Annotated in this window: 27 protein-coding genes and 1 pseudogene; 22 read left to right on the top strand and 6 right to left on the bottom strand. The window is 45.3% G+C overall.

The window, feature by feature from the left end:
- The first annotated feature begins 7 nt into the window (after positions 1–7).
- From K1X45_RS02665 to K1X45_RS02625, 9 genes are all read left to right on the top strand, one after another.
- Entirely contained in the window at positions 8–1105 is a 1098-nt protein-coding gene (locus tag K1X45_RS02665; RefSeq protein WP_220159756.1) for a hypothetical protein, read from the top strand.
- A complete protein-coding gene (locus K1X45_RS02660; protein WP_220159755.1) occupies positions 1102–2211 on the top strand; it encodes a hypothetical protein in 1110 nt (369 codons plus the stop codon). The genes K1X45_RS02665 and K1X45_RS02660 overlap by 4 nt, the downstream gene beginning before the upstream one ends.
- A gap of 357 nt (positions 2212–2568) precedes the next feature.
- Positions 2569–4161 (top strand): sensor domain-containing diguanylate cyclase, encoded by a 1593-nt coding sequence (locus K1X45_RS02655; RefSeq protein ID WP_220159754.1) that lies wholly within the window; start codon positions 2569–2571, stop codon positions 4159–4161.
- Between the two features lie 1024 nt (positions 4162–5185).
- Positions 5186–7900 carry an autotransporter outer membrane beta-barrel domain-containing protein gene (locus tag K1X45_RS02650; RefSeq protein ID WP_370627135.1) on the top strand — a complete coding sequence of 905 codons (2715 nt, stop codon included), beginning with the start codon at positions 5186–5188 and terminating at the stop codon, positions 7898–7900.
- Positions 7901–8363: 463 nt separating this feature from the next.
- The gene (locus tag K1X45_RS02645) at positions 8364–9095 is read left to right on the top strand and encodes a bifunctional 2-polyprenyl-6-hydroxyphenol methylase/3-demethylubiquinol 3-O-methyltransferase UbiG (RefSeq protein WP_220159753.1); all 732 of its coding nucleotides are present in this window, start codon (positions 8364–8366) and stop codon (positions 9093–9095) included.
- A gap of 407 nt (positions 9096–9502) precedes the next feature.
- Complete coding sequence (locus tag K1X45_RS02640) at positions 9503–10255, top strand: SDR family oxidoreductase (protein WP_220159752.1); 753 nt, start codon at positions 9503–9505, stop codon at positions 10253–10255.
- A 116-nt stretch (positions 10256–10371) separates the two neighbouring features.
- The gene (locus K1X45_RS02635; RefSeq protein ID WP_220159751.1) at positions 10372–11082 is read left to right on the top strand and encodes a hypothetical protein; all 711 of its coding nucleotides are present in this window, start codon (positions 10372–10374) and stop codon (positions 11080–11082) included.
- The gene (locus tag K1X45_RS02630; RefSeq protein ID WP_220159750.1) at positions 11082–11342 is read left to right on the top strand and encodes a hypothetical protein; all 261 of its coding nucleotides are present in this window, start codon (positions 11082–11084) and stop codon (positions 11340–11342) included. The genes K1X45_RS02635 and K1X45_RS02630 overlap by 1 nt, the downstream gene beginning before the upstream one ends.
- 96 nt (positions 11343–11438) lie before the next feature.
- Positions 11439–11693: a hypothetical protein gene (locus K1X45_RS02625; RefSeq protein ID WP_220159749.1), complete on the top strand. Its 255-nt coding sequence runs from the start codon at positions 11439–11441 to the stop codon at positions 11691–11693.
- Positions 11694–11738: 45 nt separating this feature from the next.
- Here the strand turns inward: K1X45_RS02625 and K1X45_RS02620 are convergent, their stop codons facing one another.
- Together K1X45_RS02620 and K1X45_RS02615 are read right to left on the bottom strand one after the other, a co-directional pair.
- A complete protein-coding gene (locus K1X45_RS02620) occupies positions 11739–12086 on the bottom strand; it encodes an RcnB family protein (protein WP_220159748.1) in 348 nt (115 codons plus the stop codon).
- Between the two features lie 291 nt (positions 12087–12377).
- On the bottom strand, positions 12378–13151 hold the full coding sequence (locus K1X45_RS02615; protein WP_220159747.1) for an SDR family oxidoreductase: 774 nt from the start codon (positions 13149–13151) through the stop codon (positions 12378–12380).
- A 139-nt stretch (positions 13152–13290) separates the two neighbouring features.
- Between K1X45_RS02615 and K1X45_RS02610 the strand changes: the two genes are divergently transcribed.
- On the top strand, positions 13291–14187 hold the full coding sequence (locus K1X45_RS02610) for a LysR family transcriptional regulator (RefSeq protein ID WP_220159746.1): 897 nt from the start codon (positions 13291–13293) through the stop codon (positions 14185–14187).
- Between the two features lie 260 nt (positions 14188–14447).
- On the opposite strand, the gene K1X45_RS02605 is transcribed toward K1X45_RS02610, so the two are convergent.
- Positions 14448–14906, bottom strand: coding sequence for a very short patch repair endonuclease (locus K1X45_RS02605; RefSeq protein WP_255560490.1), 459 nt, complete (start codon positions 14904–14906; stop codon positions 14448–14450).
- Position 14907: 1 nt separating this feature from the next.
- Entirely contained in the window at positions 14908–15705 is a 798-nt protein-coding gene (locus K1X45_RS02600; RefSeq protein ID WP_220159744.1) for an LlaJI family restriction endonuclease, read from the bottom strand.
- Between K1X45_RS02600 and K1X45_RS02595 the strand changes: the two genes are divergently transcribed.
- The 12 genes and pseudogenes from K1X45_RS02595 (at position 15684) to K1X45_RS02540 (ending at position 23412) form a co-directional block, all read left to right on the top strand.
- Positions 15684–16685, top strand: coding sequence for a hypothetical protein (locus K1X45_RS02595; protein ID WP_220159743.1), 1002 nt, complete (start codon positions 15684–15686; stop codon positions 16683–16685). The genes K1X45_RS02600 and K1X45_RS02595 overlap by 22 nt on opposite strands.
- Entirely contained in the window at positions 16685–17158 is a 474-nt protein-coding gene (locus K1X45_RS02590; protein WP_220159742.1) for a hypothetical protein, read from the top strand. The genes K1X45_RS02595 and K1X45_RS02590 overlap by 1 nt, the downstream gene beginning before the upstream one ends.
- Position 17159: 1 nt before the next feature.
- Positions 17160–17612, top strand: coding sequence for a hypothetical protein (locus K1X45_RS02585; RefSeq protein ID WP_022711849.1), 453 nt, complete (start codon positions 17160–17162; stop codon positions 17610–17612).
- Entirely contained in the window at positions 17612–17974 is a 363-nt protein-coding gene (locus K1X45_RS02580) for a hypothetical protein (RefSeq protein WP_022711848.1), read from the top strand. Before K1X45_RS02585 ends, K1X45_RS02580 begins: the two co-directional genes overlap by 1 nt.
- 53 nt (positions 17975–18027) lie before the next feature.
- Entirely contained in the window at positions 18028–18231 is a 204-nt protein-coding gene (locus K1X45_RS02575; RefSeq protein WP_220159741.1) for a hypothetical protein, read from the top strand.
- Positions 18231–19598, top strand: coding sequence for a hypothetical protein (locus tag K1X45_RS02570; protein WP_220159740.1), 1368 nt, complete (start codon positions 18231–18233; stop codon positions 19596–19598). Before K1X45_RS02575 ends, K1X45_RS02570 begins: the two co-directional genes overlap by 1 nt.
- Before the next feature lies 1 nt (position 19599).
- Complete coding sequence (locus K1X45_RS02565; protein ID WP_220159739.1) at positions 19600–19977, top strand: hypothetical protein; 378 nt, start codon at positions 19600–19602, stop codon at positions 19975–19977.
- 49 nt (positions 19978–20026) lie between these two features.
- Positions 20027–20821: pseudogene (locus K1X45_RS02560) on the top strand (hypothetical protein).
- Entirely contained in the window at positions 20821–21087 is a 267-nt protein-coding gene (locus K1X45_RS02555) for a hypothetical protein (protein ID WP_220159738.1), read from the top strand. Before K1X45_RS02560 ends, K1X45_RS02555 begins: the two are co-directional and overlap by 1 nt.
- A gap of 102 nt (positions 21088–21189) precedes the next feature.
- Positions 21190–21381 (top strand): hypothetical protein, encoded by a 192-nt coding sequence (locus K1X45_RS02550; RefSeq protein ID WP_220159737.1) that lies wholly within the window; start codon positions 21190–21192, stop codon positions 21379–21381.
- 166 nt (positions 21382–21547) lie between these two features.
- Complete coding sequence (locus tag K1X45_RS02545) at positions 21548–22651, top strand: hypothetical protein (RefSeq protein ID WP_220159736.1); 1104 nt, start codon at positions 21548–21550, stop codon at positions 22649–22651.
- A complete protein-coding gene (locus K1X45_RS02540; RefSeq protein ID WP_220159735.1) occupies positions 22648–23412 on the top strand; it encodes a glycosyltransferase family 2 protein in 765 nt (254 codons plus the stop codon). The genes K1X45_RS02545 and K1X45_RS02540 overlap by 4 nt, the downstream gene beginning before the upstream one ends.
- Before the next feature lie 52 nt (positions 23413–23464).
- On the opposite strand, the gene wecB is transcribed toward K1X45_RS02540, so the two are convergent.
- Together wecB and K1X45_RS02530 are read right to left on the bottom strand one after the other, a co-directional pair.
- Positions 23465–24565, bottom strand: coding sequence for a non-hydrolyzing UDP-N-acetylglucosamine 2-epimerase (wecB, locus tag K1X45_RS02535; protein WP_220159734.1), 1101 nt, complete (start codon positions 24563–24565; stop codon positions 23465–23467).
- Position 24566: 1 nt separating this feature from the next.
- The gene (locus K1X45_RS02530; protein ID WP_220159733.1) at positions 24567–25829 is read right to left on the bottom strand and encodes a glycosyltransferase; all 1263 of its coding nucleotides are present in this window, start codon (positions 25827–25829) and stop codon (positions 24567–24569) included.
- Positions 25830–25831 lie beyond the last annotated feature (2 nt).

Raw genomic sequence — 25831 nt, 5'->3', positions numbered from 1 at the left:
TTGAGCTATGGCATTTGCAAAGTGGCATTCAACCATCACTGATTTGCAGGGCAATGTTATTCCCCGTGCATTTGTAACTGTACGGGATGAAGCGACCGGTGCTTTGGCCGTACTGTACGAGGATCGGGAAGGCGCCATTGGTCTTGGGAATCCGTTTCAGGCCGATAGCGAGGGATTGGCAAGCTTTCATGTACGTGGCGGCGCTTATCATATCGCAGCCTCTTTCCAAGGCACAGGGCGGGAATGGCGCTATGTTGGTATCGGTACTGCTCAGGAGCTGGATGCGGGCGCTTATGGTGCAGCGATTGGCTGGGATGCAACGGAATTAACGCCGAACGGTCTGAATAAGCATAGCGGTGCTGTCACAGGGTTTCGTGTTCTGGTCATCGATACCGGGGAACAACGTGCAGCTGTTTATGAGAAAATTGCGAATGGCTGGAGCTCGCCGATCTATCTTACGGGAACTCAAGGCAAAGACGGGGCTCCGGTACAATTGTCTATCGGTACTGTTGCAGCAGGTGATACCCCATCAGCAACGATAACAGGGGAAAGTCCGGAACTTGTTCTGAATTTGGTTCTGGTGCCAGGACCTGTTGGTGATGTTACTCCGGCAGCACTTGCAGCTCAGACCGGTGCAGAAAAAGCTGAGAATAATGCAGCTGCAAGCGACCGGTCTGCAGCACAACATGCAGCGGATGCAGAAGCTTCGCAGATGCTGGCGGATCAGCAGGTAGCCTTTGCCCGTGACTGGGCTCAGGCATCGGTTGATGAGCTGGTGGATGATGGTGAACATCAAGGGTTCTCAGCTTGGCACTGGGCTGAAAAAGCCAGAGAGAATGCTGGTAGCGGCGTAAAAAGCGTAAACGGTCACAGCGAGGCCGAAGTTCATCTGAGTGCTGCTGATGTTGGTGCAGCCACAACAGAACAAGGCGAGTTGGCGGAAACCGCTGTACAGCCGGAAGACTTGAACACTTATTACACCAAACAGGAAGTTGACCAGCTGCTCAGTGATTATGCGAAGAGCGCAAATCCTCAGTTCACAGGAACTGTGAACATTGACGGAGATCTCATGGCAAGTGGGGACATCGGAGCCAATGTATCATGACACTACCTCTTTCCGGTATGATGACGGCAGCGATGATTAATGCAGAATTAGGGCGTGCTTCCAACGCCCCTTTTTCTTTAAATGATCCTGCTGTCCGAGCCTTAGCTGAAAAACCATCAGGGAAGATCATGTTCAGTGATTTCTATGGCAAGGCCAATGAGCTCGTTGTTAAAGTCACAAGCGCCACGCAATATAACACCCTGATTAAGAGCTTTTTCACGCCCGATGACTGGGCAAGTGACAAGGCTAAAAGGCTTATTATCAGCGGTGTTGATTTTGGCAATATGTCGGGAGCAGCCGCATTAGCCGTTACAGATGCAGCATCAGGGCAAGCCGGATCGTTCGACGGTAAACTGACACTTGAGATTGAGGCCGGAGCCTTCATATCGGGAAGTGGCGGTAAATGGTCTGTAGCCAGCGCAGGTAATGGCGGGATTGCTCTTCATGCCAATTTTAAAGGAAAAAACGGTAACAATCTTCAGCTGATCAATAAGGGGATTATTCGTGGCGGCGGTGGCTCCGGCGGACAAGGCGGGAAGGGCGGCGGCGGTGCCTATGCGCAGAATGTTACTGTCAGAGAGCCAACGGAGGGGGATCTTCGCGGCAATGGTTACGGATGGACCTGGGTTAATAACTTCAGTCGCGTTATTATTAGCTGGGGTGGGCAAGAGCTTTTAAGGTGGGATAATCAGAGCTTTAGTACAACGTTTTATGACATAAACGGAGCGAGATATTATAGAGGAACTCCGGATGGTGGGGTGAGCGGAACCTCATTCTTTAAGATCTATCGTACATTCGAGCAGATCCAGAATGTTTATACTGACGGTGGCACCGGTGGTGCAGGCGGGACTGGGCAAGGTTTTAACTTGGCGTCAGGTGCCGGTGCCTTGGGTGACGCCGGCGGTACGAATGCCGGCCGTGGTGGTAATGGCGGGCATGGTGGTGCGTGGGGAATCTCTGGAGCCAATGGGGACGCTGGCATAAACGGCAATAACGGGAATGGGTTGGCTGGTAGCCTTAGCGGTCTTGGTGGCGCTGCAATTGGAGGCATAACCAATGTCGATATTATTGATAATAGTGGGTTGATTATTGGTCGGCAGGAGTAGGCTGAAGCTAATCATTATGTATGTATGTATGAATGGTAAGAAGGTCTACTTTGTCCGCGCATATGAGGCAGTTTATTTGAGTTTATTGTGCGCATTTTTTAAGTATGAGGTATTTTAAGATGACGATTTTATCGAAATAATCGCCACCAAGTTTAAGTAGCACATGATATAAGTACGTTATAAAAAATGACCAAAATGCCATAATGGCAGTTTGGTTTTCAATACGCATTTATGATAGAAACTAATGCTTTTTGAGGAGCAGACCACTAGGGAGCTATTTCTTAGCAAGTTATAAAGTGGGGGGAAATCTTTGGTTACTGTGATGATCGCATTCCAATACTACCTTGTGAGGGTGGTGTGAGCAAGGTTCGGCGCCATCTAGATACACGCGCTCAAAATACGTTATCTGTTTTTGGCAAGATAACGTTTGTAGCCGTGATGATATGGTTGCTGTTTTTAGCTGGTACGGGTTGGTGGGTATCGCAGGCTATTATAAAAGCAGAACTCAACGATGTGGCTGTAAGTGTAGACTATGAGTCAACTACCACAGCTCATGTAATGGACCGTGTATTTACTGAGATGTCCAGCATTGCCAATATGGTTGCTGGAAATGCTGATGTCATAAGGCTTGCGGTAAGATATCGGACAGACCCCCCTGGATTTGCCAATCTGACCCGTCAACAGCGTGCTGTTGAATTTACGCATGATCCTTTAGTGCGCAAGGTTGGCGAGGTAATGAACAGATTGGCTGCTGATCTTCGTTATGCCCGCATTTATATGAATAATATGTCTGATGATACGGTGACTGCCAGCAATTGGGCTGAAAGTGACAGTATCGTAGGTATGATTTACTCTGGACGACCTTATCTGATTGAAGCGCTTCAAACAGGCAAAGGTTCTTCATTCGGTATCGCACGATTGAATAAAACTCCGTCCTATTTTGTGACCAGTCGTATTGACGATGCAGGTGATGAACCACAAGGTTCAGTTACGGTGAAGTTCGATGCGCCAGATGTCGCTACTTACCTGACAGGACGGCACACTGCATTAATTGTGAACCGTCAAGGACGCATTATTACTTCATCTGTGCCGGCATTTATGTTGAGAAATGTTGCTCGGCTTTTGCCGGAAGGCACTGTTTTGCCACCGGATGGTGAGGAAGAATTGGGTGAGGTGCTGACTGTCCGAGCCATTTCTAACCCAACTTATGAAAACCTATGGTTTATTGATGGCAAACAGTATTTAGTAAAACGTCGACCATTGAGTGGCACGCATTATCAATTGTTTACATTAGCTTCGTTGGAACGAGTTGAGCCTATGCGAAGACAACACTTCTGGATAACCGCACTCATTGGTTTGCTTGGTATTGTCTTTATTGTGCTAGCTGCTCTTGCGATCAGGCACTCGTCGTTACGTCGTCAAGACGAACTCTACGCAGCAAATTATGATGTTTTGACAGATCTCCCTAACCGTCGTGCAATTTTAGTGGAGTTGGATCGATTGTTTACTCTGGCAAAACGCACAGGTCAGTGGGTACTCGTTGTTTTTATTGATATGGATGGTTTTAAAACGATCAATGATACGTATGGGCACGAGGTAGGGGATAAGTTTTTGATCGAAGCGGGCCGACGCCTATCAGAGGGACTCCGTGCGGATGATATGCTGGGGCGCTTTGGCGGAGATGAGTTTATTGTAATCGGGCAGATAGCACCCCCAAGTACAGATGGTCTGGAAGGAAGTGTTGACGCAATCCGTAATCGGTTAGCACCATTATTGATTGGCACGTATCACTTTGAAAGTTGCAACTTTGAATACTCAGGTGCAAGTCTAGGAGTCGCTTGTGTAGACCCATCAGTCAGCTCATTGAAATCAGCTCTAAGAGAGGCTGATCGGTTAATGTATGACAATAAAAAACTACGTAAAAATGGCTCTGAATATATTGTTAGTTAATATACAATAATTCGTTTTGGGAATTATTAGGGTGTTTTTATTTGGATTTTTTATTAATTAAATCTGATGTTAGGGTTATTCATAATTTTATGTTTTAAGAATTATCAACAGCTAAACGTGGAGTAGAAAGAACATTTTTGAGTGTGGCAAAATTACGATATCTTGAGATTAAATCGGATGTGTAAATTTACATCCGATGATTATCGAGTGAGAGTCGTTTATTTTTGATTTTATAAAGAAGAAGTTATTTTTTTGTCTGCGGGGAGGCTTGAACTTGGCTTTATTGAAGAACCTGTCTGAAAATTCAGCTGACAGAGTGATTGGTTGCTGTCATGGTGAGCGCATCACCAAGTGGCGGGACAAAGTTGCGTCAGCTGCAGGGTTTTATAGCTCGGTCGCAATTTTTGCTATGGGTGGGGTGACCCTGCCAACATTACTTCCGTGGGCACAGATCTCCAACACAGCATGGGCTGCCTGTACAATACAGCTTGATAGCAGTTATCTTTGTTCCGGTGGATCCACCGGTGAAATGATAATTGATGCAAGTCCGCTTACAATTATCGCAGATGGCACATTCAATGCACATAATCCTGGAGGGGAAGGGCTAATAATTAGCTCTGCGGATGGCGGGATCAATTTCACTCAGCAAAGCGGCAGCGCTATTACCGGTTCAACATCGGGTGTTTTTGCCGATTCAGATATGCCTGGCTCTCTTGATATAATCCTTTCGGGGAATGTTACAGGGGAGAGTGAAGCTGCAATTTGGGCTATAAACCGATCATCATCCACTAATGTCTCGGTAACTCAGGAAGCGGGAAGTACAGTAACCGGTTACACACACGGTATACGCATCGATAATTATGGTACCGGTTCATCGACGATTACAACATCAGGAACAATTGTTCAAACGCAGACCGGCGCTGCTAATTTTGATACCTATGGTGTTTATGCCTATAACGCAGCTTCTGCGACGGACATAACCCTTACACAGAAGGCTGGATCAATTTCTGCTAATTGGTTCGGTATGTTTGGTAACAATCGGGGTGTCGGGTCTACAACTATCATCAGCTCTGGTGATGTAACCGCAATCGAGCGTGCCGGGCTATATGCCTATAATGGTAGTACTGCAAAAAACATAGTCATAGATCAGACCGGAGGTACAGTTAAAGGCGGTATTTATGGTGTTTTTTCAGACAATGACGGAACCGGCTCAAATACAGTTACATTAGCCGGAGTTGTGACTGCCACAGGTGCTTATGGCGTTTCTGCCACCAATGCTAATAGCGCTACTGATCTTATCGTGAATCAAAAAGCAGGTGCGGTCACTGGCCAGAATTACGGTATCTATGCTTCAAACGCTGGAACAGGGGCAACAAATGTTACGGTGGCCGGTAATGTCACCGGGGCAGGTGCATATGGTATTGCAGCTCTAGGTGAAGCGAGCACAACTGGTGTTAGTGTAAAGCAGACAGCGGGCTCTGTAACAGGTAAAACCGGTATTTTGCTTTCAAATAAAGGTGCGGGTGCATCCTTAGTCAGTGTTGTTGGAAAAGTGACTGGCGGCGAAGGTGCAGGTATCCAAACAATAGCATCTAATGGTGCTACTATTGATATCGCATCTAGCGCGACGCTTACTGCATCGTCGGGAATAGCCATACGGGATGGTGGTGTGTCTGGCAATCCAACCGTGTCGGACACAGTTGGTGGCAATGTCATTGTTAATACCGCTGGCACTATCACCGGAGACGCAATCCTTGGCCTTGGTGATGACACATTTAATCTGACCGGTGGCACCTATACAGGTAATATCTACGGTGATGACAGGGACGATGCTCAAAGTAATGATGGTATTGCCAATCATGAAGGTAATGACACCTTCAATTGGACTGCAGGTAAGCTAACAGGCGGTTTCTACGGTCAGGATGGATCTGATATCGCGATGGTAGGCGCATTGGCCTATGATGGTTCGCAAGTCCTTGATGGCGGAGACGATACCTCAATTGCCGATGGTATGATTGACACGCTCACACTCAAGGGTGTGACAGCGAGTACGAATGGCGGCAAGATCACTAATTGGGAAATTGTCAAACTAGACGGCACAAATTTATCCATCAGCGACGGATCGTGGCATGTCGGGGAGCCGGACGAAGAAACGACCGGAGTGTTCCTGAACAACGGATCTAGACTGGATGGTATGTCATCACTCGACTTTAACGGCAACATGGCGATTGACACAACGTCGACGTTCGTAGGTACAGGTGGCGGCACAGGTCTATATTCATTCAGTGGCGATGTTACCAATGCAGGTACAATCACTACAATGGGTGATGCCGCCGGCGATGTTATAAACATTGGTGGAAATTATTACGGGAATGGCGGTCAGATGCTGTTCGACGTTGTTCTTGGCAATGATAGTTCAAAAACAGATATGGCCATCATTGGTGGGGATACGTCAGGTACAACCAATGTCGGTGTTAACAATGTTGGTGGTGCTGGTGCGCAGACCAGTGAAGGTATTCGTATCATCGAAGTGAACGGCGCTTCTAACGGTTCATTTTCCCTCATTGGTGATTACAAAATCAACGATAAGTCTGCAGTCGTAGCAGGCGCATACGCCTATCAGCTTTATCAGGGGGCTCGGTCAGCACCCAATGATGGCAACTGGTATCTGCGCTCTCAATTAAAGCCAACTGAACCGAAAGAGCCACTTTATCAGGCCGGGGTTCCAACCTATGAGGCTTATCCTCAGGCATTGCTAGGTTTGAATAGCGTACCGACATTGCAGCAGCGTGTCGGCAATCGTTTCTGGGCAGGCAGTGGCAATAAGGTTATCGCGCAAGGTGCTGATCCGGTTGGACTAGCCTATGCAGCGCCTGCTGAAGCTGGAGTTGCAATTGAAGGCAATGGTATTTGGGGCCGGATCGAAGGTGCACATAATAGTATCAAGTCGCGCTTCTCCACCTCAGGCACCGATTACGATCAGAATGTTTTCAAAATGCAGGCCGGTATTGATGGTTTGCTGAGTGAAGGCGAAAGCGGCAAACTTATTGGTGGTGTCACTGTTCACTATGCCCATGGCAAAACCGACACGGGGTCAATCTATGGTGATGGTGAAATCAAAACGGATGGCTACGGCTTTGGCGGTACACTGACATGGTATGGCGAAAACGGTTTCTATCTTGATGGTCAGGGTCAGGTGACATGGTATAAGAGTGACCTTAACTCCATTCTCGCTAATACCAGCCTTGTCGACGGTAATAATGGATTTGGATATACGCTGTCACTTGAAAGCGGCAAGCGTTTTGCCATTGATCCAGCATGGTCGCTTACACCACAGGCACAGTTAGTATATTCTCATGTTGATTATGACTCGTTCACCGATACATTTGGCACTGATGTCAGCCTTGATCGTGGAGAAAGCCTGCAAGGTCGTATCGGCTTGACGCTCGATCGCGAAAACTCATGGCAGAATGATCAGGGCTTTCTTAATCGCACCCATGTCTACGGTATTGCCAATCTCTACTATGAGTTCCTCGAAGGGACGAAAGTCGATGTTGCAGGCATAAGTTTTGCAAGCGAAAAAGAACGCTTGTGGGGCGGGGTGGGTGTTGGCGGTACTTACAACTGGAATGATGATAAGTATTCGATCTACGGCGAAGGTCTGATTAATACCAGCATAAATAACTTCGGAGACAGCTATACCTTAAAAGGTACAGTTGGGTTTCGTATGAAATGGTAAAAGCATTCGAAAGTAAGGTTTCTTCTGCAATGACTTTGTATAATTTTTTAATCATAAGCCCTGCTTTGCAGGGCTTCTTTTTTACAAAACAGAACATTTAGATGTTTCAAGGTGTAATTATCGTTATCGAAATTCTGTACATTATTTGAATTTTAATTATAATTGTGAAAATATTATATTTTAATATTTAAATGAGGGAACTATGTTCGAGTATGTAATAATATATATGATCGTACTTGGTTTAATAGTTGTTGCTGCTGCAATTGTTTATTACAGTATGGAATAATTTAGATTATTTGGTTAATTTTAATAATAATTAATTTAGTAATTTCTAAATATTGTAGATTAATTTAGTTAATTCAATACAATTCCATTTTATGATCAAAAAAATCATAATGATGAGTAATCGGTGATGTTTTGACAATGATCACACACATATAACTATACGATTGCTGAGGCGAATATGGCTCAAAATATATACGATAATACAGAATTTTTTGCAGGCTACAGCCAATTACCTCGACAAGTGTATGGGTTGGATGGTGCGCCTGAATGGCCTCTTATTCAGACAATGTTACCTGATTTGACGAATAAAAATATAATTGATTTGGGCTGTGGCTTTGGTTGGGCTTCTAGATGGATGCGTGCAAATGGGGCGGCATCGGTGCTTGGACTTGATATTTCAGAAAACATGATCAATCGTGCTAGAGAACTCACAAGTGATCCTGAAATTGAGTATAACATAACCGACTTGGAAACAGTCAGTTTGCCTGTTAATGCTTATGACTTTGCTTATAGCGCTTTGGCGCTTCATTATTTACGTGATCTTGATCGTTTGGCTCGTATGGTTCACTCGGCTTTAAAGCCTAACAGTGATTTTGTATTCATCGTCGAGCACCCGATCTACATGGCCGCATCAAACCCTCAATGGCTGCTCGACCACGATGGTCGCAAGACTTGGCCGGTTAATGGTTATTCAATTGAGGGGCAGCGCCAAACGGATTGGTTTGCGAAAGGGGTGATTAAGTATCACCGGACTCTCGCCTCAATGATCAATATTCTCATTAAATCCGGATTCAATATCGCTAGAATTGAAGAGTATGCTCCTACACAGGAACAGCTGGAAAACATGCCATACTTGGCAGAAGAGCTAGAGAGACCCATGATGCTATTGGTGTCTGCTCACAAAGCGTAAACAAAAACTCACAAATTTTAATTGTCACGCTCACGCGGTTTTTTATAAAGGAACTCTATACATAGGACCTTATCGACTGTTCTTGACCTGATGTTTGATCATGAAGACCGGTGCGTGAATAATCCATAAGATACTGATGGATTCAGGCATAGGTCTTAAACTAAGTATCGCAGCGTTGTCGACTTAACGCCTGCACATTCAATTGTTTGAAGAAAAGTCGCAGAGATTTACGAGCCTTTATATCGGAGGCTATCACACAGCTTTAATCGCTCATGCACTAATAATTGCCGATGAAGTATAATACTTTTGAGATGGGCTCACCTAAAAAACGAAATTTAAAAATAAGAAATGCATAGCCTGGGTATGCTTATCATTCCTATGAATGGCTCCTGCAAAGGAGATAACCAATGGGACTATTACATAATAAAGTTGCTATAATTACGGGCGCTTCATCAGGGATCGGTCGTGCTGCTGCATTACTTTTTAGTGCAGAAGGTGCTGCTGTTGTATTAAGTGCTCGTGGAGAGGTGGCTCTTAGAGGGGTAGCAGAAACTATTCGCGCTCAAGGCGGGCAAGCTCAGATTGTCGTAGGTGATGTTAGTTCGCAATATACACATGAGGAGCTTATCGAAGTAGCGTTGCGATCATTTGGCGGCCTTGATATTGCCTTTAATAATGCTGCAATAATTGGGCCTGTTAAGCCGCTTTCAGAAGTTACACTTGCTGAGTGGAATGAAACAATTTCAGTAACCTTTACATCCGCCTTTCTTGGTGCTCGCGCTCAGATACCCGCTATGCTCGACCGCAAAGGCGGCTCTATTATTTTTACGTCCAGTTTTGTTGGAGCCTCTGTTGGGCTTCCCGATATGAGTGCCTACGCTGCGGCAAAAACAGGGCTCATGGGGCTGGTGAAGGGAATAACGGCAGACTACGCAGATCAAGGTATCAGGGCAAATGCATTAATGGTCGGGGGAACGGATACAGCTATGGCGGGTGATGAAGCTCAGAAAGAGTGGGCTGCCAAGTTACATGCTATGAAACGTATTGCTCAGCCGGAAGAAATTGCTAAAGCGGCACTTTTTCTTGCGTCCCCAATGTCTAGTTTTGTTGCTGGCTCTGGATTGTTCGTGGATGGTGGGAATTCTGCTGTGAAAATGTAAAGCGCGGTTTTATTGGCTTTTTGAGCTTGCCGTGGTTCTTTACATACTTAAAGACGTAATATTGGCCCTGCTATCGTGCAGGGCTTTTTTTGTAACTACCTATCAGGAAAATTCAAATGAACCTCAATCTTGGTGACACTCGCCGGATCATTTCCGCTTGTCTGAAATATGGCCTGTTGCGCAATCAGGCTGCATATGTGTTGGCGACTGCGTTCTGGGAAACTGCCCGAACCATGAAACCGGTGCGCGAAATGGGCGGCGAGAAATACCTGCGCTCAAAAAAATACTATCCGTATGTTGGTATGGGCTACGTCCAGCTGACATGGCGTGAGAACTACCAGAAGGCCAGCGATAAGTTATCTGTCGATTTTGTCAGTAATCCTAAGCTGCTGCTTGATCCTGTTCATGCAACAGAAATTCTTGTTCTCGGCATGATTGAGGGTTGGTTCACCGGCAAAAAGCTGTCTGACTACATCACCTTGCAGCGTTCCGACTTTGTTGAGGCGCGCCAGATTATCAATAGTAAGGACAAAGCCTCAGATATTGCTCGTATCGCTCGTGAGTATGACCGTGATTTGAAGGCTGAAGGATACGGGGAGCAAAGGTCAGAAGCGGTAATTCCTGTTACGGCTTTTGAGCCTCAGCCTGTCACTAAATCAAAACGGTTTTGGACATGGCTAACCGCCGCAGCATTGCCAGCACTTGGCTTGCTCGACTGGCGGGTGCAGTTGGCTTCTGTGGTCATTGGCGGCGGGCTGGCAGGGTATGCGATCTATTCCATGCCATCGGTTAAAGCCAAGATCACGAAACTGATTGAGGCTCTCTGATGAAGCTTAGCCTTCAACATATCATAGGCGCGGTCATCGGAGGGGCAATTTCAGGCCTCTTTTTTTATGCGCTCGGACAACATGACGGCAAGCAGGATGCGGCCTTGAAAGCCGCTCAGGCTGTCACGCAGGCAATCCAGAACAGGGCAGGGATTAATGAGGAGGTTGGGAACATGGATAGCTATAGCCTTTGCCGTGAGCTTGGCGGGCTGCGCGAGCAGTGCGAACAATTGCGCGGGCTGGCAGAAGATCAGCCTTAAGCCGGAAACGGCTGTTTATCTGGCTGGAAATGAGCAGAGTGCAGGCAAGGGCGTTGCCGGTCACAATGCATATGGAAAGAAAGCGGGGTGTTGGTGATGGCAATAGATCCAACTGCAAATCCGGCGCATCGTTTCAATGAACTGCCGGAGGAAACACAGGAGTTTCTCTCTCAGTTACGTGAGGATGATATTGAAACTCTTAAGGACGGCTTGCGATTGGTCATTGCAATGCGAACAGTTGGACGCTTTATGAAATGGATGATTGTCGCTCTAATAGGAACATTTATCGGCGCAGTCATGTTGTATGAAAATATTCTCAAAGTGCTCAACTGGATTAATCAATCTAGATAAAAGCATTGCCGGTCGGAGAACGCGACCGGCAATGACTACTCTGCTCTATCGCGACATCATCATAGCAGCGATCAGGCCGGTTGCTGCTGTGATTAGCAAATATTGGTTGTCGACTTTTACCCAGCGCTGTCCGCGCCCTGGTTTGCGTAGACCATAACGCTTGTAATCGCGCACTTCCTGATGGCGACGCCAGTCACCGTAGCGCTGACCTTTAGACCATTTTTTGTAATAGCGCTGTTCATTTTGCTTTTTATAGTGCTTACCATAGCTTGGGCGGTTAGGCTCATAACGATGCTGTTCAGTCTTGCGAAGCGGTTGGTAATCACGGGCTTGGGCTAATGGCGCGCCAACAAAAGTAAGCGCTACAGCTACGAGAATTGATTTCTTAAACATATGGCCTCCTGTGTTGTTGCGTTAAGAATACGGTGACGCGGATGAACCATAAATGAATGAAACCAATGCATTAGATTACATGTTTTTAATCTTGTGACTCCTGCTGCTAAATGACTACTTTCAGCAGCATTCTATGAATTCTGCACGCAATTCCACTTGCTTGAGCTAATAATTATATAACTCGGTATCGTCTTGATTCTACATTTAAACCTGCACTTTTCCGCTGTACAGGGGGCGCGCGGGAGGATGGCGGCAATCAGAAAACACCGCCGTCCCGACCATCTAAGCATATTACTTTGTGGTGTAGCCGCCGTTGACCAGAATAGTCTGGCCAGTCATCCACCAGCCTTCAGTCACTAAAAAACGGATGTAGGGTACAATATCTTCAATATCAGTCAATCCGGTTTTAGAGAACTTCGACAGGGCTGCTGCAGTTTTATGATAGGACTGCGCATCTTCGGATTCCTGACCATAGAAAAATGGAGTATCCATCGGGCCAGGGCCAATCGCTGTCACGGAAATGCCCCGATTGCCGAACTCTTTTGAAGCTGCGCGGGTAAAATGCTCGACGGGCGCTTTGGTTCCGGCATAGCTGGAGTAGAAAGGCGTAAATGCGCCGAGCAGCGAGGTTACGAGAGTAACAATTGCACCATTATCATTCAGGTGCTTACCGGCTTCTTTCAAAAAGAAGAAGGCGGATTTTGCATTAACTGCACTCATCTCATCGTATTCAGCTTCTGAAATATCGAGGATGGGTTTTTTGAGTACTTTCCCAACGGTATTAATGGCGAAGTCTGGCTTGCCAATGGTGGTAATGACTTTATCAAACAGACTTTCTACTGCTTCGGCCGTGGTAAGATCGGCCTGAAAGGCGACTGCTTTGGTACCATTGGCCTTGATGGCGGCGACAGTCGCTTCTGCATCAGTCCTTGAAGTACTGCTGTTATAGTGGACAGCAATAGCTTTTGCTCCCTGATTTGCGAAATCGCGGGCGATCAGTCCGCCAAGGTTTTTTGCTCCTCCGGCGATAAGCACAGTTTTGCCGCTAATTGTACGATTTTTCATAGATCGGGTCTCCCTTTGAAAGCAGTGGCGGTATCACACTACGACTGCTTTCAATTAATCTACCGTCTAGATTAGGTACATAAAGGGTGATATTCTGCCATCATATGTCAGAAATCGTGAACAATGGATTGTATTGAGCTTGGATCGTATTGATCTGTTTCGCATTTTTACTCGTGTTATAGATACGACAAGTTTCACGCGTGCTGCTGACTTGCTCGGTTTACCTCGTTCTTCAGTCTCAGCAGCGATTGCCGAGTTGGAGGGGAGAGTTGGCGCTCGGCTTCTGCATCGAACCACCCGAAAGGTTTCGCCGACCAATGATGGTCTTGCTCTTTATGAACGCTGTCTTAGGGTTATCGCCGATGTTGAAGAAACCGAGGGGCTCTTTCGACGGGGCGCCAAACCTGCCGGAACATTGAGGGTTGATGTGCCAGGACGGATCGGACGGTTGATCGTTGCACCGGCACTTCCATCTTTTTTTAAAGAATATCCAGGAATTGATGTTACTCTCGGCGTAACGGATCGTGCAGTAGATCTCATCGGGGAGAGTATCGATTGTGTCCTGCGTGTTGGTTCTCTGACTGACTCCGGTCTGATAGCGCGTAGCGTCGGTGAACTATCACTTATTAATGTTGCCAGCTCTGGTTATTTAGCTGAACATGGTGTCCCGTATGATGTTGAAGATCTGAAAACTCACTGGGCAGTGAATTATGCTTCACCAACAACCGGACGGGTAGAGCCATGGGAATGGATAGATGATGGTGTATTGCAAACACTGCGGATGCGTAGTCGTGTAACTGTGAACGGTGCTGAAGCCTATATTGCTTGTTGTCTTGCGGATCTCGGCCTTATCCAAATTCCTGCTTATGATGTACGTAATTATCTGAATTCGGGTCAGTTGATTGATGTTCTACCTAATCACCGGGCCGAACCGTTGCCCATGACGTTACTGTATTCACATCGTCGGCATCTTACTCATCGTGTGAAGGTGTTTGTTGATTGGTTGATGGCACTTTTGGAGCGAGAAATACTTTAGAGCAGCATATTAGAAATATAGAAACACTTACTCCTTATAAAGACCATTGAGCGACTGTTTACTTATGCCAAACTGCTCATAAAACGCGATATTTCATCTGGCCGAACTGTTGCCACCCGCCCTTGACTGCTGCAGCCTTGCACGTAGATTAAGCCGCGTAACTTTAATTATACCAGATAAATCTGCTCACTGCGTTTGGTCATTTTTTGATGACATCGATAAGCCCTATGTTCTTTTGGGGATTATGTGAATCTGAGTGATTACGATTCCTCGCCGCGAAGCTCTACATTCAGCTTCGGCTTTATAAGCCATGACCTTAGTAAGGTTAATATTTCCTCTAACTGTAGTTTATTGGATCCCTTTAAGGCGCATTCCCAAATAGTACACACACGCCAGCCAGCCGAGAGAAGTGCTGCATGATGTAATTCATCATTTTTCTTATTTCGGCTGAGTTTGTTGATCCAGAACTCCTGATTGGATTTCGGTAATTTGAACTGATCACAATCGTGCATGTGCCAAAAACAGCCATGAACGAAGATTACCGCTTTGTATTTCGGTAAAACGAGATCCGGCTTGCCTGGGAGATCTTTAACATGAAGACGATACCGGAAGCCGGCCGCGTGCAGCATCTTCCGGATCTTCATTTCTGGCTTTGTATCTTTACCCTTGATCGCAGCCATGTTTTTGCTGCGTATTACAGGGCTGTGAACGTCGGTCAATTCAGCTCTCGCTTGTTTCCGGTGCCTTCACGGGTAAAAGCATTTTGGATGAGCAGACATATTTTCTCATAATATCGAAGATATCCAGATAATAACAATCAACATGAGGAAAGATTGGATCCGGGCTCCCTGATGAGGATCGAAATTCTACCCGTGCAAAAGCGCTCTGTTCGTCAGTACGTTTAGGGAAAATAAAGCAAGTATCTACCTTAGTTTCAGCCTCAACAGATTGTACGGCTGTTTTGTAAGCAATTTGCTTAATAATATCAGGAATACCAGGTGAATTTTGAGTGCTGGTGCCTGCATAGTATTTTGCATCGACCACTATAAGCCTATCAGTATGGCGCAATACGATATCCGTACGCATTCCGGAGGCCTCATAGGCCACTCCAGTAGTGGTTATGTAATGTGGTTTTGGTAATTTAGTGTTCCAGAAAGGTTCGGCGCCGGCCAGCGTTTTGGCCAGCATATCTTCCCATACGGTATGGAAATTGCGTAATCCGCAGAAAAAGGATCCTTTAGGATTATCATTCTCTGCTTTAAGATATTCAATCAGCAGTTTGGCTAGGTGAATGGATCGTGCGGAATAGAGGCCGCGCATGAATTTTCGCAATAGTTGTGGCCATTGATCCCTATGCCAACGTACTCGTTGCGGTGAGGGACGCTTTGTATTCCCGAACTCCTCCTTAAGCCACCAAAAGTGCTTGTCGTATATCTCCGCTATAACTACGGATTGAATTGTAGCGAGAAAATTGTCCTCTGAGCGCAGGGGCTTTGTTGTGCGGAAGTCTATATACACTGCCGAATTACCGCTCGGGTATGTTTGAGGTGCGTCTCAAATCATCGCTGGCTGAAATCTATAAAGGCCGAACTGAAGATGTAGAGCGCGGGGCGCTATTGATTGCTCCAGGCATTCTTTTGCCGAATATGCTCTATGAAGTCCGCGCACGTTATTCATCCTATGATGGCAGTACGCCCTTTGTCTGGTCTGATTGGATTGAGGTACGCACCGCGGATATCCGTTTCGGTCCACTTGATATTTACGCGATCAATATTGAACAACTCAATAAGGACATCAGCGATGTTCTGAAAGGTTTGGGAGAGACGGATCGGTATGTTCAGGAGGAGTTGGATCGTATTGGTGCGCTGGCAGCTGAGCAGGAGGCTGGCAATGCCGGTATGTTCAAACTGCTGCGTGAGGAAGCGGCGGTCACTGCGGGTAATTTAAAGGCAGGTTACACAAGGCTCGTTTCCGTTTCCATTGGTCCCGGCAGTGCAATTGCTTCCCGTATCGAAAAGCTGGAAGCAAAAGTTGATGAGGATATTGCTCAGGCTGTTAGCCAACTGACAACGCGTATCAATACAGTTGGCGATACTGTTGAAGCTCAGGCTGAAGCAATTACCTTGCTGACTGCTGATGTCGGTAACTTTTCCGCTAATGGGCTGATCCGCATTACCAGTGAAGCGACAAGTGGCAGTGCTTTGTCCCGGATTGCTTTCAGTAGTTACATAGAAGCTATGGGGCAGACTGCACAGGCTGCGATGTGGTTGGAAGCCTTCACAGGCGACGACGGCCAATTGTTGAGCCGGATCATGACGAACTCGGATCAGTGGATTGTAACCAATGGTGTGAACAGCATGGCGCCAATGACGTTCATTAATGGTGAACTGACCCTGATGGTGGCAAAAATCAAAGAAATCATCTCAGGTCTGATCCGCTCACCTGACAGCAAATTCGTCATTAATCTTGATGAGGGTTTTTTGAAGGTGTCTGACTGATGAGTACAAGACTGCACTTAACAAAAAATCATCTCGTGGTTTCAAAACAGGGATTTGACGCGGACAATCCATCATTGGCCGAGGGTGACAAGCTCTTTGACAGTGATTGGTTGTTCTCCAGCACGATTGTGGAAGTTGGTCTGCATATTGATCAATCCAGTTATAAAATGGATCCACCGCCGCAGAATTTGACCCGTTGGGATGAGCAAACGGATTGGTCTGCGCCGCAGATTATCAACTTTCAGCCATTGGATTATGTTCCGACAGTGTTGCTAATCAGCCTGTCTGATCCTCGGTATTGGGGCAATCATGGCATGGTATTGCTGGGCGCTCAGCCTCTCATCAATCGGCCAAGTGATTATTGGCGCACGGGCGAAATAACCGTCACCAATAGTCGCATAACAATCCCGCGAATTCGCAACCCTGCTGGTTATTATCTGGAGAGCTTTATTTATCTTGTGATGGGGATATGACATGGATGAAAATATCCTTATCGGCAAAAACGGTAATCAGCATGGCATCTGGGTAGCCAAGCAGGGAAAAACCGTACAGCAGGGCGGTCAGATGCTGATGTCATCTGTCCAAGACATGCTGAAAATCCATGCGCAAGGTTCTGTTCCGTCATTCGGTTACAATGAATCGCAAGGCTTATGGCGGCATCAAATTGAAGTCCCATTTCAGGAGCTTCCGTTTATTCCGCTGGCATTCATGGGCTTTAAATCTTCCGCTGCGGAGCCGTTTCAATTCCCGCCCGATCTGAGCGGTATTGTGGCTACGCAATCATTTGGCGGAAATATTGGCTTGGTAAACTTTATGCCTGTTGTTGGCATCTCTCATAACAAGCTGACTTTTAGGGGCTGGGTGCCTCAATATGAATGCCGGTTCAATTATACCGTCTTCTTAGTCAAGCTACGTGAGAAGTTCTGATGGCGGGGCGGGTATTGTTCCAGCGTGGTGCCAACTTTAAATTCCGCATTTCCAAACCCGGAAAAGACGTTGATAGCACTGATCTTTTTGACTTTGTGCTGCATGAGGGGATCGGCACTGTTGCTCCATATGTAACAGGCTCGGTTCAGGTGCCAGCAAACAGTAATGTGCTCATTCCATTCGGACGCACCTATCAGCAGCCGGCGCTGATTATGCTTAAACCGTCCGATGGTGTTGTCGCGTTTCTATCGCAATTTGAAGCCCGCATCCAAAGCGATATGGCTTCAATGCGGATTTACAACAAAACCGGCACAACGCGCTATGTCACCTATTACGTCTATTGGAATTCGATAGGCGGCTGACTTTCCTTACTTCACTCACAGCAATCACCCGCTTTTTGCGGGAAGGAGAACGCATGTCTGCAACACAGACCAATATCACTCCACCAATACAAATTCACCCGCTGGCTGAACTGCATGAAACGGCGTTTCAGCTTGGCATTATCCGTCAGCGTAATCTGATCTTGGCTTCAGAAAATCTAATGATGAAAGAACGCATTCAAGCTCTGGAAGCGGAATACAAAGAACTGATTGCAGAGCGCAAGGAAGGGGCGGACTAATGGCTATTCGTCCCGACTGGATGACCGGCACGCTTAATCTTGTTGCCGGAACACCTGACTTCACCACAACAGGCTCGGCTTTGCAGACTGCAGCCATTCAGGCCGGTGATGCGATTATCACCGCAACAGGCTATGTGCTCATCATTGCTGAAATCACCGGGCAGAACAGCGGTCGGTTATTCGATAATTGCCCTGTGGCAGCTGCCGGTGCCGGACAACCCTTGCGGGTTCGCTATCAGCCGGATGGTAGCCGTGTGCAGGCTGCTGTTCGGATGATGAGAGATCTGCTGACCACAGGTAATCTTGAAGCATTTGCTGCACTCGTTGGCGAAGAAGATGCCGTACCGGTCTTTGTCGGACCAGGTGTTATGAAACTGGTGCCGAAATCAGAATTCGGACCCGATGATACCAAAGGCAATCTGGCCGCTCTCGCTGCGTTGGAGAATATTGCAAATCTCACAGAGCTTGCAGCGATTGCGAAAGCCAATGATCAATTCGTCGTTATGGGGGCGGACGGCACAATCACGCTGAAGTCAATCGAAAGCGTGACTGATGCGATAGCTGAGAAGTACAAACTTCCTGCAGGCGGCACCGTAGATCAGCTTCTTGACGCGACAGGTGCAGCGATCTCAAAGGCGGGGTTGCCGATTTCAGAAGCTGCACAGAAAGCGCTGGGTACCAAGTCTTCTTACAATTGGATCATCAATGGCGATTTCACCATCAATCAGCGTGGTGGTGTGAAAAAGCCTGCCAATGGTGTGTATGGTTTTGACCGCTGGAAAGGACATGCTGGCGGGATTGAACAAATCATCGAGGCTCTGCCTGCTGGTGAGTATACGCTCACTTGGTCGGGTGGGGGGGCTGGCTCGTTCGGTGGGCAAACGAAAGCTTCCCCCATAAAAGCGACTGTAGTGGCTGGAAATGCATCTGTGGTGGTGCCTGCAACTGCTACGAAAGTGTCTGTTGTACACGGTGATGCATCGGCATCAGACCCTTGGTCGAAATGCGTCAGACCCTCAGCTGAAGAAGAACGATTATGTTACCGCTTTTTTTATCGTATTACAGGTAGTGAAAATTGGCTGGCTGTAGCGGCTACTGGAGCGGCTGGAGCAAAAGCGTTTGTATATCTCTCTATCCCTGAAAAAATGAGAACTAGCCCGTCGTCCACTGTTTACGGTAACGCTTCATATTTTACAGGTGGTTGGATTAATTCCACACTTTTGGTTGACGGTGTTATTGGTACGCATGTGATTTGCACAGTGAATGTTCAATCTATACAAAATCCAGATGGTTCGCCGTCATGGTTGGTTAGATTGAGTAACTCTAGTGGTGCTGCGTCGATTATCGACCTAGATGCGGAGTTTTGAAATGATTGAAAATGCAAAATTCACTGGTACAGGGTTGATTGTAGCAATCATTAACGGTCAACAAGTGTTTGTCCCTGACGACATGAACAACCGTCACCGTGTCATGATTGCCGATTGGGAAGCGGGGGGGAATGAAATTGAACCTTATGTACCAGAACCAGAACCTGTAATTATCATTCCTGCTGTCACTCTATGGGAACGTATGACGGATGCTGAAGCCATTCAGGTGAATGATGCAATGGCTACTCAGTCAATCCGCACTCGTCAGATATTTCTCACAGCCAATACATTCCGCTCAGATCATGAGCTTTGGCCTCTCCTGCAGCAGGTTGCTGCTAATCTGTTTGGTGTAGAGCGGGCAGCAGAGTTGCTGGCCTAACCTCTAATTTTTATGCTGCTTTAACAGTAAATTTCACAGGAAAATTCAGATGGATAAAACCGTGCCAGCTGGCGCGGCGATCCTGCTTGACTTCATTCGTAAGACTGAAGTCGGGCGAACTGATCGCGCGTCTTATGATGTTATCTATGGTCACAATTAAGATAAACTGCCGAAACCAATTACCTCGATGACAATCGGTGAACTGGTAGATGCGCAGGCCAGTTTTACCAAGCGGTTCAAATCATCTGCCTCCGGTGGTTACCAGTTCATGCGCAAGACACTGCAGGATTTGTCGCGTGAGCTGCGCCTGAATGGGCGGCAGACTTTCGATCCGGATTTACAAGACCGCCTCGGCTATCATCTGCTTAAGCGCCGTGGCTATGAAGAGTTTATGGCCGGTTCAATCTCCATGACTGAGTTTGCCAAACGGCTGGCAATGGAATGGGCTTCGTTTCCGGTGCTTGCCGCGACGAAAGGGCCGCACGGCCAGCTAAAGCGCGGCCAGTCATATTATGATGGAGATGCTCTCAATAAGGCTCTGGTAGAGCCGGAAGCCATTGAGGCGGTGTTGCGTAAAGCAAAAGCAGCAGGCAACGGCTTGCCTGTTCCGGTTCCTGAAACGACGGAAGCGGAAACGCAACCACCTGAACCTGAGAAGGCAAAGCTGGTTTCTCACTCAAAACGGTTTTGGACATGGCTTACAGCTGCAATGCTTCCGGCAGTTGGTTTGCTGGATTGGCGTGTGCAGCTGGCTTCAGTGGTGGTGGGTGGTATCGCGGCTTACGCGATTTATTCCATGCCGACTGTGAAATCCAAAGTCGAAAAACTTTTTGAGGCGCTCTGATGCTGGGTCGGCTCCAAATCATTATGGCTGTGCTGGCCGTGGGTGCTGTTGCACTAACGGGTGCTGTTCAGCTTGGTAAATACAAAGAACGGCAACGCGGCGCAATTCAGCAGATGCAGAGTGATATCCGTGTAGAGCGGGAGAGGGTGAAGGATGATGCGAAAACGCGCAATCTATCGGACTATGATTTCTGTGTTCAGTCTCTTCGCCGTCGCGGGGTGCAATCCGCAGACTGTGAGCAGCTGCGCGGGCTGGCGAAAGAATGATCTGTCAACGGTTGGTTTGGTGGCGCTGACAAGAGTTGACCGGTCAGCAGCTGAGCGAGTGGAAGGTAATGACCAAAATGGAAAACGGCAGGGGTGCTGGTAATGGCAACGGCAACGCAGGATACGAGGGACAGAGTTATTCGTATGGAAGGAAAGGTTGAAGAACTTGAACGAAAGATAGACAGACTAGATACTAAGGTCTCTGAAATGCAGCATTTACTAACGCAAGCTAAGGGAGCGCGTTGGATGTTGATTTTTTGGGTTGGTTTTGGTGGTTTCATGCGGCAAATATAACTCCATTTGTTCAGTATATTTGGGGGAGGTGATGTTATAATTCATAGTTTATTTTTAATGTATGTTTTATTAGAATTTTTTTAAAGAGTACTAACATTCTATGCTGTTGTGAACGCCATCGAAAAATAATATATAAGTTGGAGAGCGTCTATAAAGTAGGTAGTTTATGATTTTTTTTGTCAGGTCGTGCTTAGCTAGTTACGACTCTAGGATACATAAATATTTTCAATGCCTCCAAAATGCAGGACTATCTTTTAAGTTTGTTGGCTGGAGGCGTGGTGACGATAATTATTCTCCGCAAAATGATGAGATCATCTATCTTTTGAATGGGCGTCTAGGAGGGGGCTGGCGAAATCTATATTCATTAATAAAATGGAATTTCTTTCTATTTTTTACACTCGTATCGCATAGAAAAGAAATAAAAATTGTTCATGTAGTTGATTTGGATTCCGCATTTGTCTGCAATGTTTTTTGTCGTATTTTTCGGAAAAAAATTATTTTTGATATATATGATAAGTACACAGCAGTGAGGAATATTTCTGGCATTGTTGGACGTATTGTTGACAGTATTGAGCTGTCAATTGCGAAGAGTGCGGATTTGACCATCTTGGCGGGCCTCACTCGCTATAGACAGTTAGGTTTGGATAAACTCCCATCCAATTTTATTGTACTGGAAAATGTACCCGCTGCCCAAATTGCTAAAGAGATGATGCCGCAGAATTTTGACAAAATACGACTTGGTTATTTTGGTGTACTAGAGCCATATCATCGTGGCTTAGAAGATTTAATGAGTGTGGTTTCGGTTAATCCTGAATTTGAACTACATGTGGCAGGATATGGAGGTCTGCTAGATGAAGTTAATAAATATGTTAAATCTTTTTCTAATATCCATTATCATGGAATACTTAATTCAAAAAATGGATTGAAATTAATGTCGGAAATGCATGTAATTATTGGAATGTATTATTTAAGTGTTCCTAATCATTATTATGCATCACCCAATAAATATTATGAACACCTTATGCTTGGAAGAGGGCTATTAACAACGCGAGGGACAAGCCCTGGCGAAGGGGTTCGCGAAAATGGTACGGGATGGGCTATTGCTGAAGGGCAGGAAGCTATATCAGTTTGGTTGAAGCAATTAAATTCAGATTCAATAAATGCAGCAGGTGAGGCGGCTCATGCTGTTTGGGTAAAGCAATATATTGATTACTTTCAGAAAAGTTATAATGAGCTGTATTTAGTTAGGGTAAGAAGTATGTTGGCATGAGTAGCAATGGTGATATGACTGTAACTATTATTATGCCTGCGCATAATTCGATGACGACAATAAATAGAGCTATATCCTCTGTTGTTGAGCAGAGTTATCCGGATTGGAAACTTCTGATAATTGATGATTTATCTAAGGATAAAACCGTCCAAATTGTTGAGTCTTGGTGTGAGAGGGACGCACGTATTCAGTTGATAGAGTTGTCAACATGGTCGGGCGTTGCTGTAGCGAGAAATACTGGTTTGAATTTGGTTTCTAGTGGTTATGTTGCATTTCTGGATAGTGATGATTTTTGGAGTTCTGATAAACTACAAATCCAAATCGATTTTATTAAAAAAATAAAAACACCAATAACTTTCTCAAGTTATTATAGAGTTGATGAAAATGAAGAAATTATTGGATCTATAAGTGCGCCGAATAAGATTTCTTATCTAGATTTATTGAAAAGTAATTTTATTGGTAACTCAACAGCTGTTTTTAAATGGTCCTGTTTTCAGGATATTCGCTTTAAATCGGTAGGAAATGAGGACCATATGTTTTGGTTGGAATGTTTAAGAAAGGTTAATGGCTATGTTTTTTCTACTCCATGTGAAACGCCATTGGCTTACTATTTGGTGCGGCCAGATTCATTATCTGGTAACAAATTCAAATCATTAAGTTATGAATGGATAATTTATAGGAGGGAACTTAAATTTAATTATATAAAATCTGTGTATTATATACTTAATTATATATATTATGGAATTATGAAAAGAAGATAATCTGTGAATTAGAGGCTCAAATATATACTATATTTGAGCCTCTAAAATAATATTAGATTGCTAAATCTTTTTCTAGCCTATTTGCAATTCTTGTTGATGCAGAGCCGTCTCCGTAAGGAGATACTCCTCGTGCCATTTCTGCGTAAGCTTGTGCATTGTCAATTAATATTTGTGCTTCTGTAACAATGCGATTGTAATCGGTGCCAACCAGCTTGACTACACCTTCCGTTACAGCCTCAGGTCGCTCAGTTTCCTGTCTCAAGACAAGAACGGGCTTGCCTAAAGCTGGAGCTTCTTCTTGTACGCCACCTGAATCACTAATAATTAGATGGGACATTTTCATGGCTGCAACAAATGGGGCGTAATCTAATGGGGCGCATAGGACTACGTTTGACAGGTCGGCTAGTTGCTGTTCGGCCACTAGTTTGACATTTGGATTAGGGTGTACCGGGTAGAGAAAGCAAATACTTGGATTATCTTCTGCAAGTTTGCGTATTGCTCTACATATACGCTGTATCGGTTCACCAAAATTTTCACGGCGATGAGAGGTTATCAGAACTAACCGTTCATGCTTTGGTAAAGGTATAGGTAAAGTTATCTTTTTTTCAGCTGTAGCTAATAAGGTGTCAATCACGGTATTTCCTGTGACTTCAATTTTATTAGGGCTGATGCTCTCTTTGAGTAGATTGTCACGTGAGCTAGTAGTAGGGGCAAAATGCCATGTGGCTAAATGGCCGGCTATGATGCGGTTAGCTTCCTCAGGGAATGGGTTGAATATATCTCCCGTTCTTAAGCCCGCTTCAACGTGTCCAATAGGGATCTGACGATAAAACGCGGCAAGAGCTACAGACATAACCGTTGTCGTGTCGCCTTGGACTAATACAACATCAGGTTTTTCTTGATCTAAAACTTCCCCTGCGCCTATGAGTAGACGTGCTGTTAACTCGGTAAGACTTTGGTTTGGCTTCATAACATTTAGATCGTAATCTGGTGTTATGTTAAAAAAACCTAATACCTGATCGAGCATCTGCCTATGTTGGGCTGTTGCCAATACGCTGACCTTAGCCCAAGACTTCTTTTGCAGCTCCAGAATAACTGGGGCCATTTTGATTGCCTCAGGTCGCGTACCAATTACACATAATATTTTCTTCATACTACTGCTTTGCATCCTTAAAGGCGACTTCGAAGGCAATTGCCCTATTGGTCCAATTGTTTTGATCTGCGAGTAATGCTAGTTTAGCTTTAAAACATTGATCATTTTTGAGCTTTAATGCTTTGTGGATTTCCTTTGAAAGCTCTTCAGAGTCTTTACCTCTAAATACCTCATCGTAAACTATGCACTCTCTCATTGCTGAAGTAACTACGACAGGTTTTTCTAAAGCAAAGTATTCAAAAAGCTTTAATGGAGAGGTTGTTTTTGCAATTTCTCCAGGCTCAAAGGGAATAAGACATATATCAAACTCTCTAGCGTAGATGGGCAATTCTTTATAATCAATGGCTCCTGTACAAAGCACATTAGCACGTTTTGTTAAACTCTCAGAGCCACCGTAATAATCTGGACCGATAAATATAAACCCTATATCTGGATTGTTTTGAGTTATTTCATTCACAGTATCGTACCAAATCCATGGGGCGAGTGCGCCAAAATATCCAACAATATTTTTATATTTTTTTCGAAACTCTTTATAATCATTTGGCAGAATAACATCATTAGCAGTTAAATTACGATAATGTGCGGTATCAACGCCATTTTGGGATAAAATAACATTATCTGCACCAACGACCGCGGATGCTTCATCATAAAGTGCAATTGAAGAGGCTACAATTTTATCTGCACCTCCATTGAAGGCATACTCCTTTAAGCGAAGTAAACGTGCAATATTTTCTGGGTCACCGCTAATTTGTGGGTCAATATGATCGATATATTCATAAATTAACTGATAATTTTTATTTTTAGCATTAATAATATTATCTGCATTTGCATAAGAAGTTGAATAAATAGAAACAATGGCATCAGGTATTTTACCTGTTACATTGTAATTTGTTAGCCATATATTTGGTGAAACCTGCCTGAAACCAGATACATTATCTTTGGTCCAATTTAAAGTACAGTAAATAACTAAATAGCCTAATTTAGCGAACGCATTCGCTAAGTGTTGTGGACGTTGATATAAATCAACATCCCAATCAATAACTGGGCTTTGAATAAACACACCTTTGTATTTATTTGAATGTAAAAGTATATTTTTCTCAAATTGTGACCAGGATAAGTCGCCATTCTTGCTGTGATTATAATCGTCAATTTCTGTTTTTCGCAAATACTTTGCGAGTTTTCTAGCCGGCATACGTAACTTACTTTGTACACTCTGTGGCATTTTCCAGTAAATTTTTTTGGCAGCATTATATATATTGTTCACAA

This window comes from Pseudochrobactrum sp. Wa41.01b-1 (assembly GCF_019464455.1).
GTDB classification, from domain to species: Bacteria; Pseudomonadota; Alphaproteobacteria; order Rhizobiales; family Rhizobiaceae; genus Pseudochrobactrum; species Pseudochrobactrum saccharolyticum.
The sequence above is the reverse complement of the archived record's forward strand: the minus strand, read 5'-3'. Positions and strand labels throughout refer to the sequence as shown.

Bases quoted from the DNA above. Each gene is read 5' to 3' on its own strand.
- K1X45_RS02615 (WP_220159747.1), bottom strand. From the start codon at position 13,151: ATGAAAAATCGTACAATTAGCGGCAAAACTGTGCTTATCGCCGGAGGA.
- K1X45_RS02545 (WP_220159736.1), top strand. From the start codon at position 21,548: ATGATTTTTTTTGTCAGGTCGTGCTTAGCTAGTTACGACTCTAGGATA.
- K1X45_RS02555 (WP_220159738.1), top strand. From the start codon at position 20,821: ATGCTGGGTCGGCTCCAAATCATTATGGCTGTGCTGGCCGTGGGTGCT.
- K1X45_RS02550 (WP_220159737.1), top strand. From the start codon at position 21,190: ATGGCAACGGCAACGCAGGATACGAGGGACAGAGTTATTCGTATGGAA.
- K1X45_RS02635 (WP_220159751.1), top strand. From the start codon at position 10,372: ATGAACCTCAATCTTGGTGACACTCGCCGGATCATTTCCGCTTGTCTG.
- K1X45_RS02640 (WP_220159752.1), top strand. From the start codon at position 9,503: ATGGGACTATTACATAATAAAGTTGCTATAATTACGGGCGCTTCATCA.
- K1X45_RS02630 (WP_220159750.1), top strand. From the start codon at position 11,082: ATGAAGCTTAGCCTTCAACATATCATAGGCGCGGTCATCGGAGGGGCA.
- K1X45_RS02585 (WP_022711849.1), top strand. From the start codon at position 17,160: ATGGATGAAAATATCCTTATCGGCAAAAACGGTAATCAGCATGGCATC.
- K1X45_RS02620 (WP_220159748.1), bottom strand. From the start codon at position 12,086: ATGTTTAAGAAATCAATTCTCGTAGCTGTAGCGCTTACTTTTGTTGGC.
- K1X45_RS02580 (WP_022711848.1), top strand. From the start codon at position 17,612: ATGGCGGGGCGGGTATTGTTCCAGCGTGGTGCCAACTTTAAATTCCGC.
- K1X45_RS02565 (WP_220159739.1), top strand. From the start codon at position 19,600: ATGATTGAAAATGCAAAATTCACTGGTACAGGGTTGATTGTAGCAATC.
- K1X45_RS02645 (WP_220159753.1), top strand. From the start codon at position 8,364: ATGGCTCAAAATATATACGATAATACAGAATTTTTTGCAGGCTACAGC.
- K1X45_RS02540 (WP_220159735.1), top strand. From the start codon at position 22,648: ATGAGTAGCAATGGTGATATGACTGTAACTATTATTATGCCTGCGCAT.
- K1X45_RS02650 (WP_370627135.1), top strand. From the start codon at position 5,186: ATGTTTGGTAACAATCGGGGTGTCGGGTCTACAACTATCATCAGCTCT.
- K1X45_RS02665 (WP_220159756.1), top strand. From the start codon at position 8: ATGGCATTTGCAAAGTGGCATTCAACCATCACTGATTTGCAGGGCAAT.
- K1X45_RS02575 (WP_220159741.1), top strand. From the start codon at position 18,028: ATGTCTGCAACACAGACCAATATCACTCCACCAATACAAATTCACCCG.
- K1X45_RS02570 (WP_220159740.1), top strand. From the start codon at position 18,231: ATGGCTATTCGTCCCGACTGGATGACCGGCACGCTTAATCTTGTTGCC.
- K1X45_RS02590 (WP_220159742.1), top strand. From the start codon at position 16,685: ATGAGTACAAGACTGCACTTAACAAAAAATCATCTCGTGGTTTCAAAA.
- wecB (WP_220159734.1), bottom strand. From the start codon at position 24,565: ATGAAGAAAATATTATGTGTAATTGGTACGCGACCTGAGGCAATCAAA.
- K1X45_RS02625 (WP_220159749.1), top strand. From the start codon at position 11,439: ATGGCAATAGATCCAACTGCAAATCCGGCGCATCGTTTCAATGAACTG.
- K1X45_RS02660 (WP_220159755.1), top strand. From the start codon at position 1,102: ATGACACTACCTCTTTCCGGTATGATGACGGCAGCGATGATTAATGCA.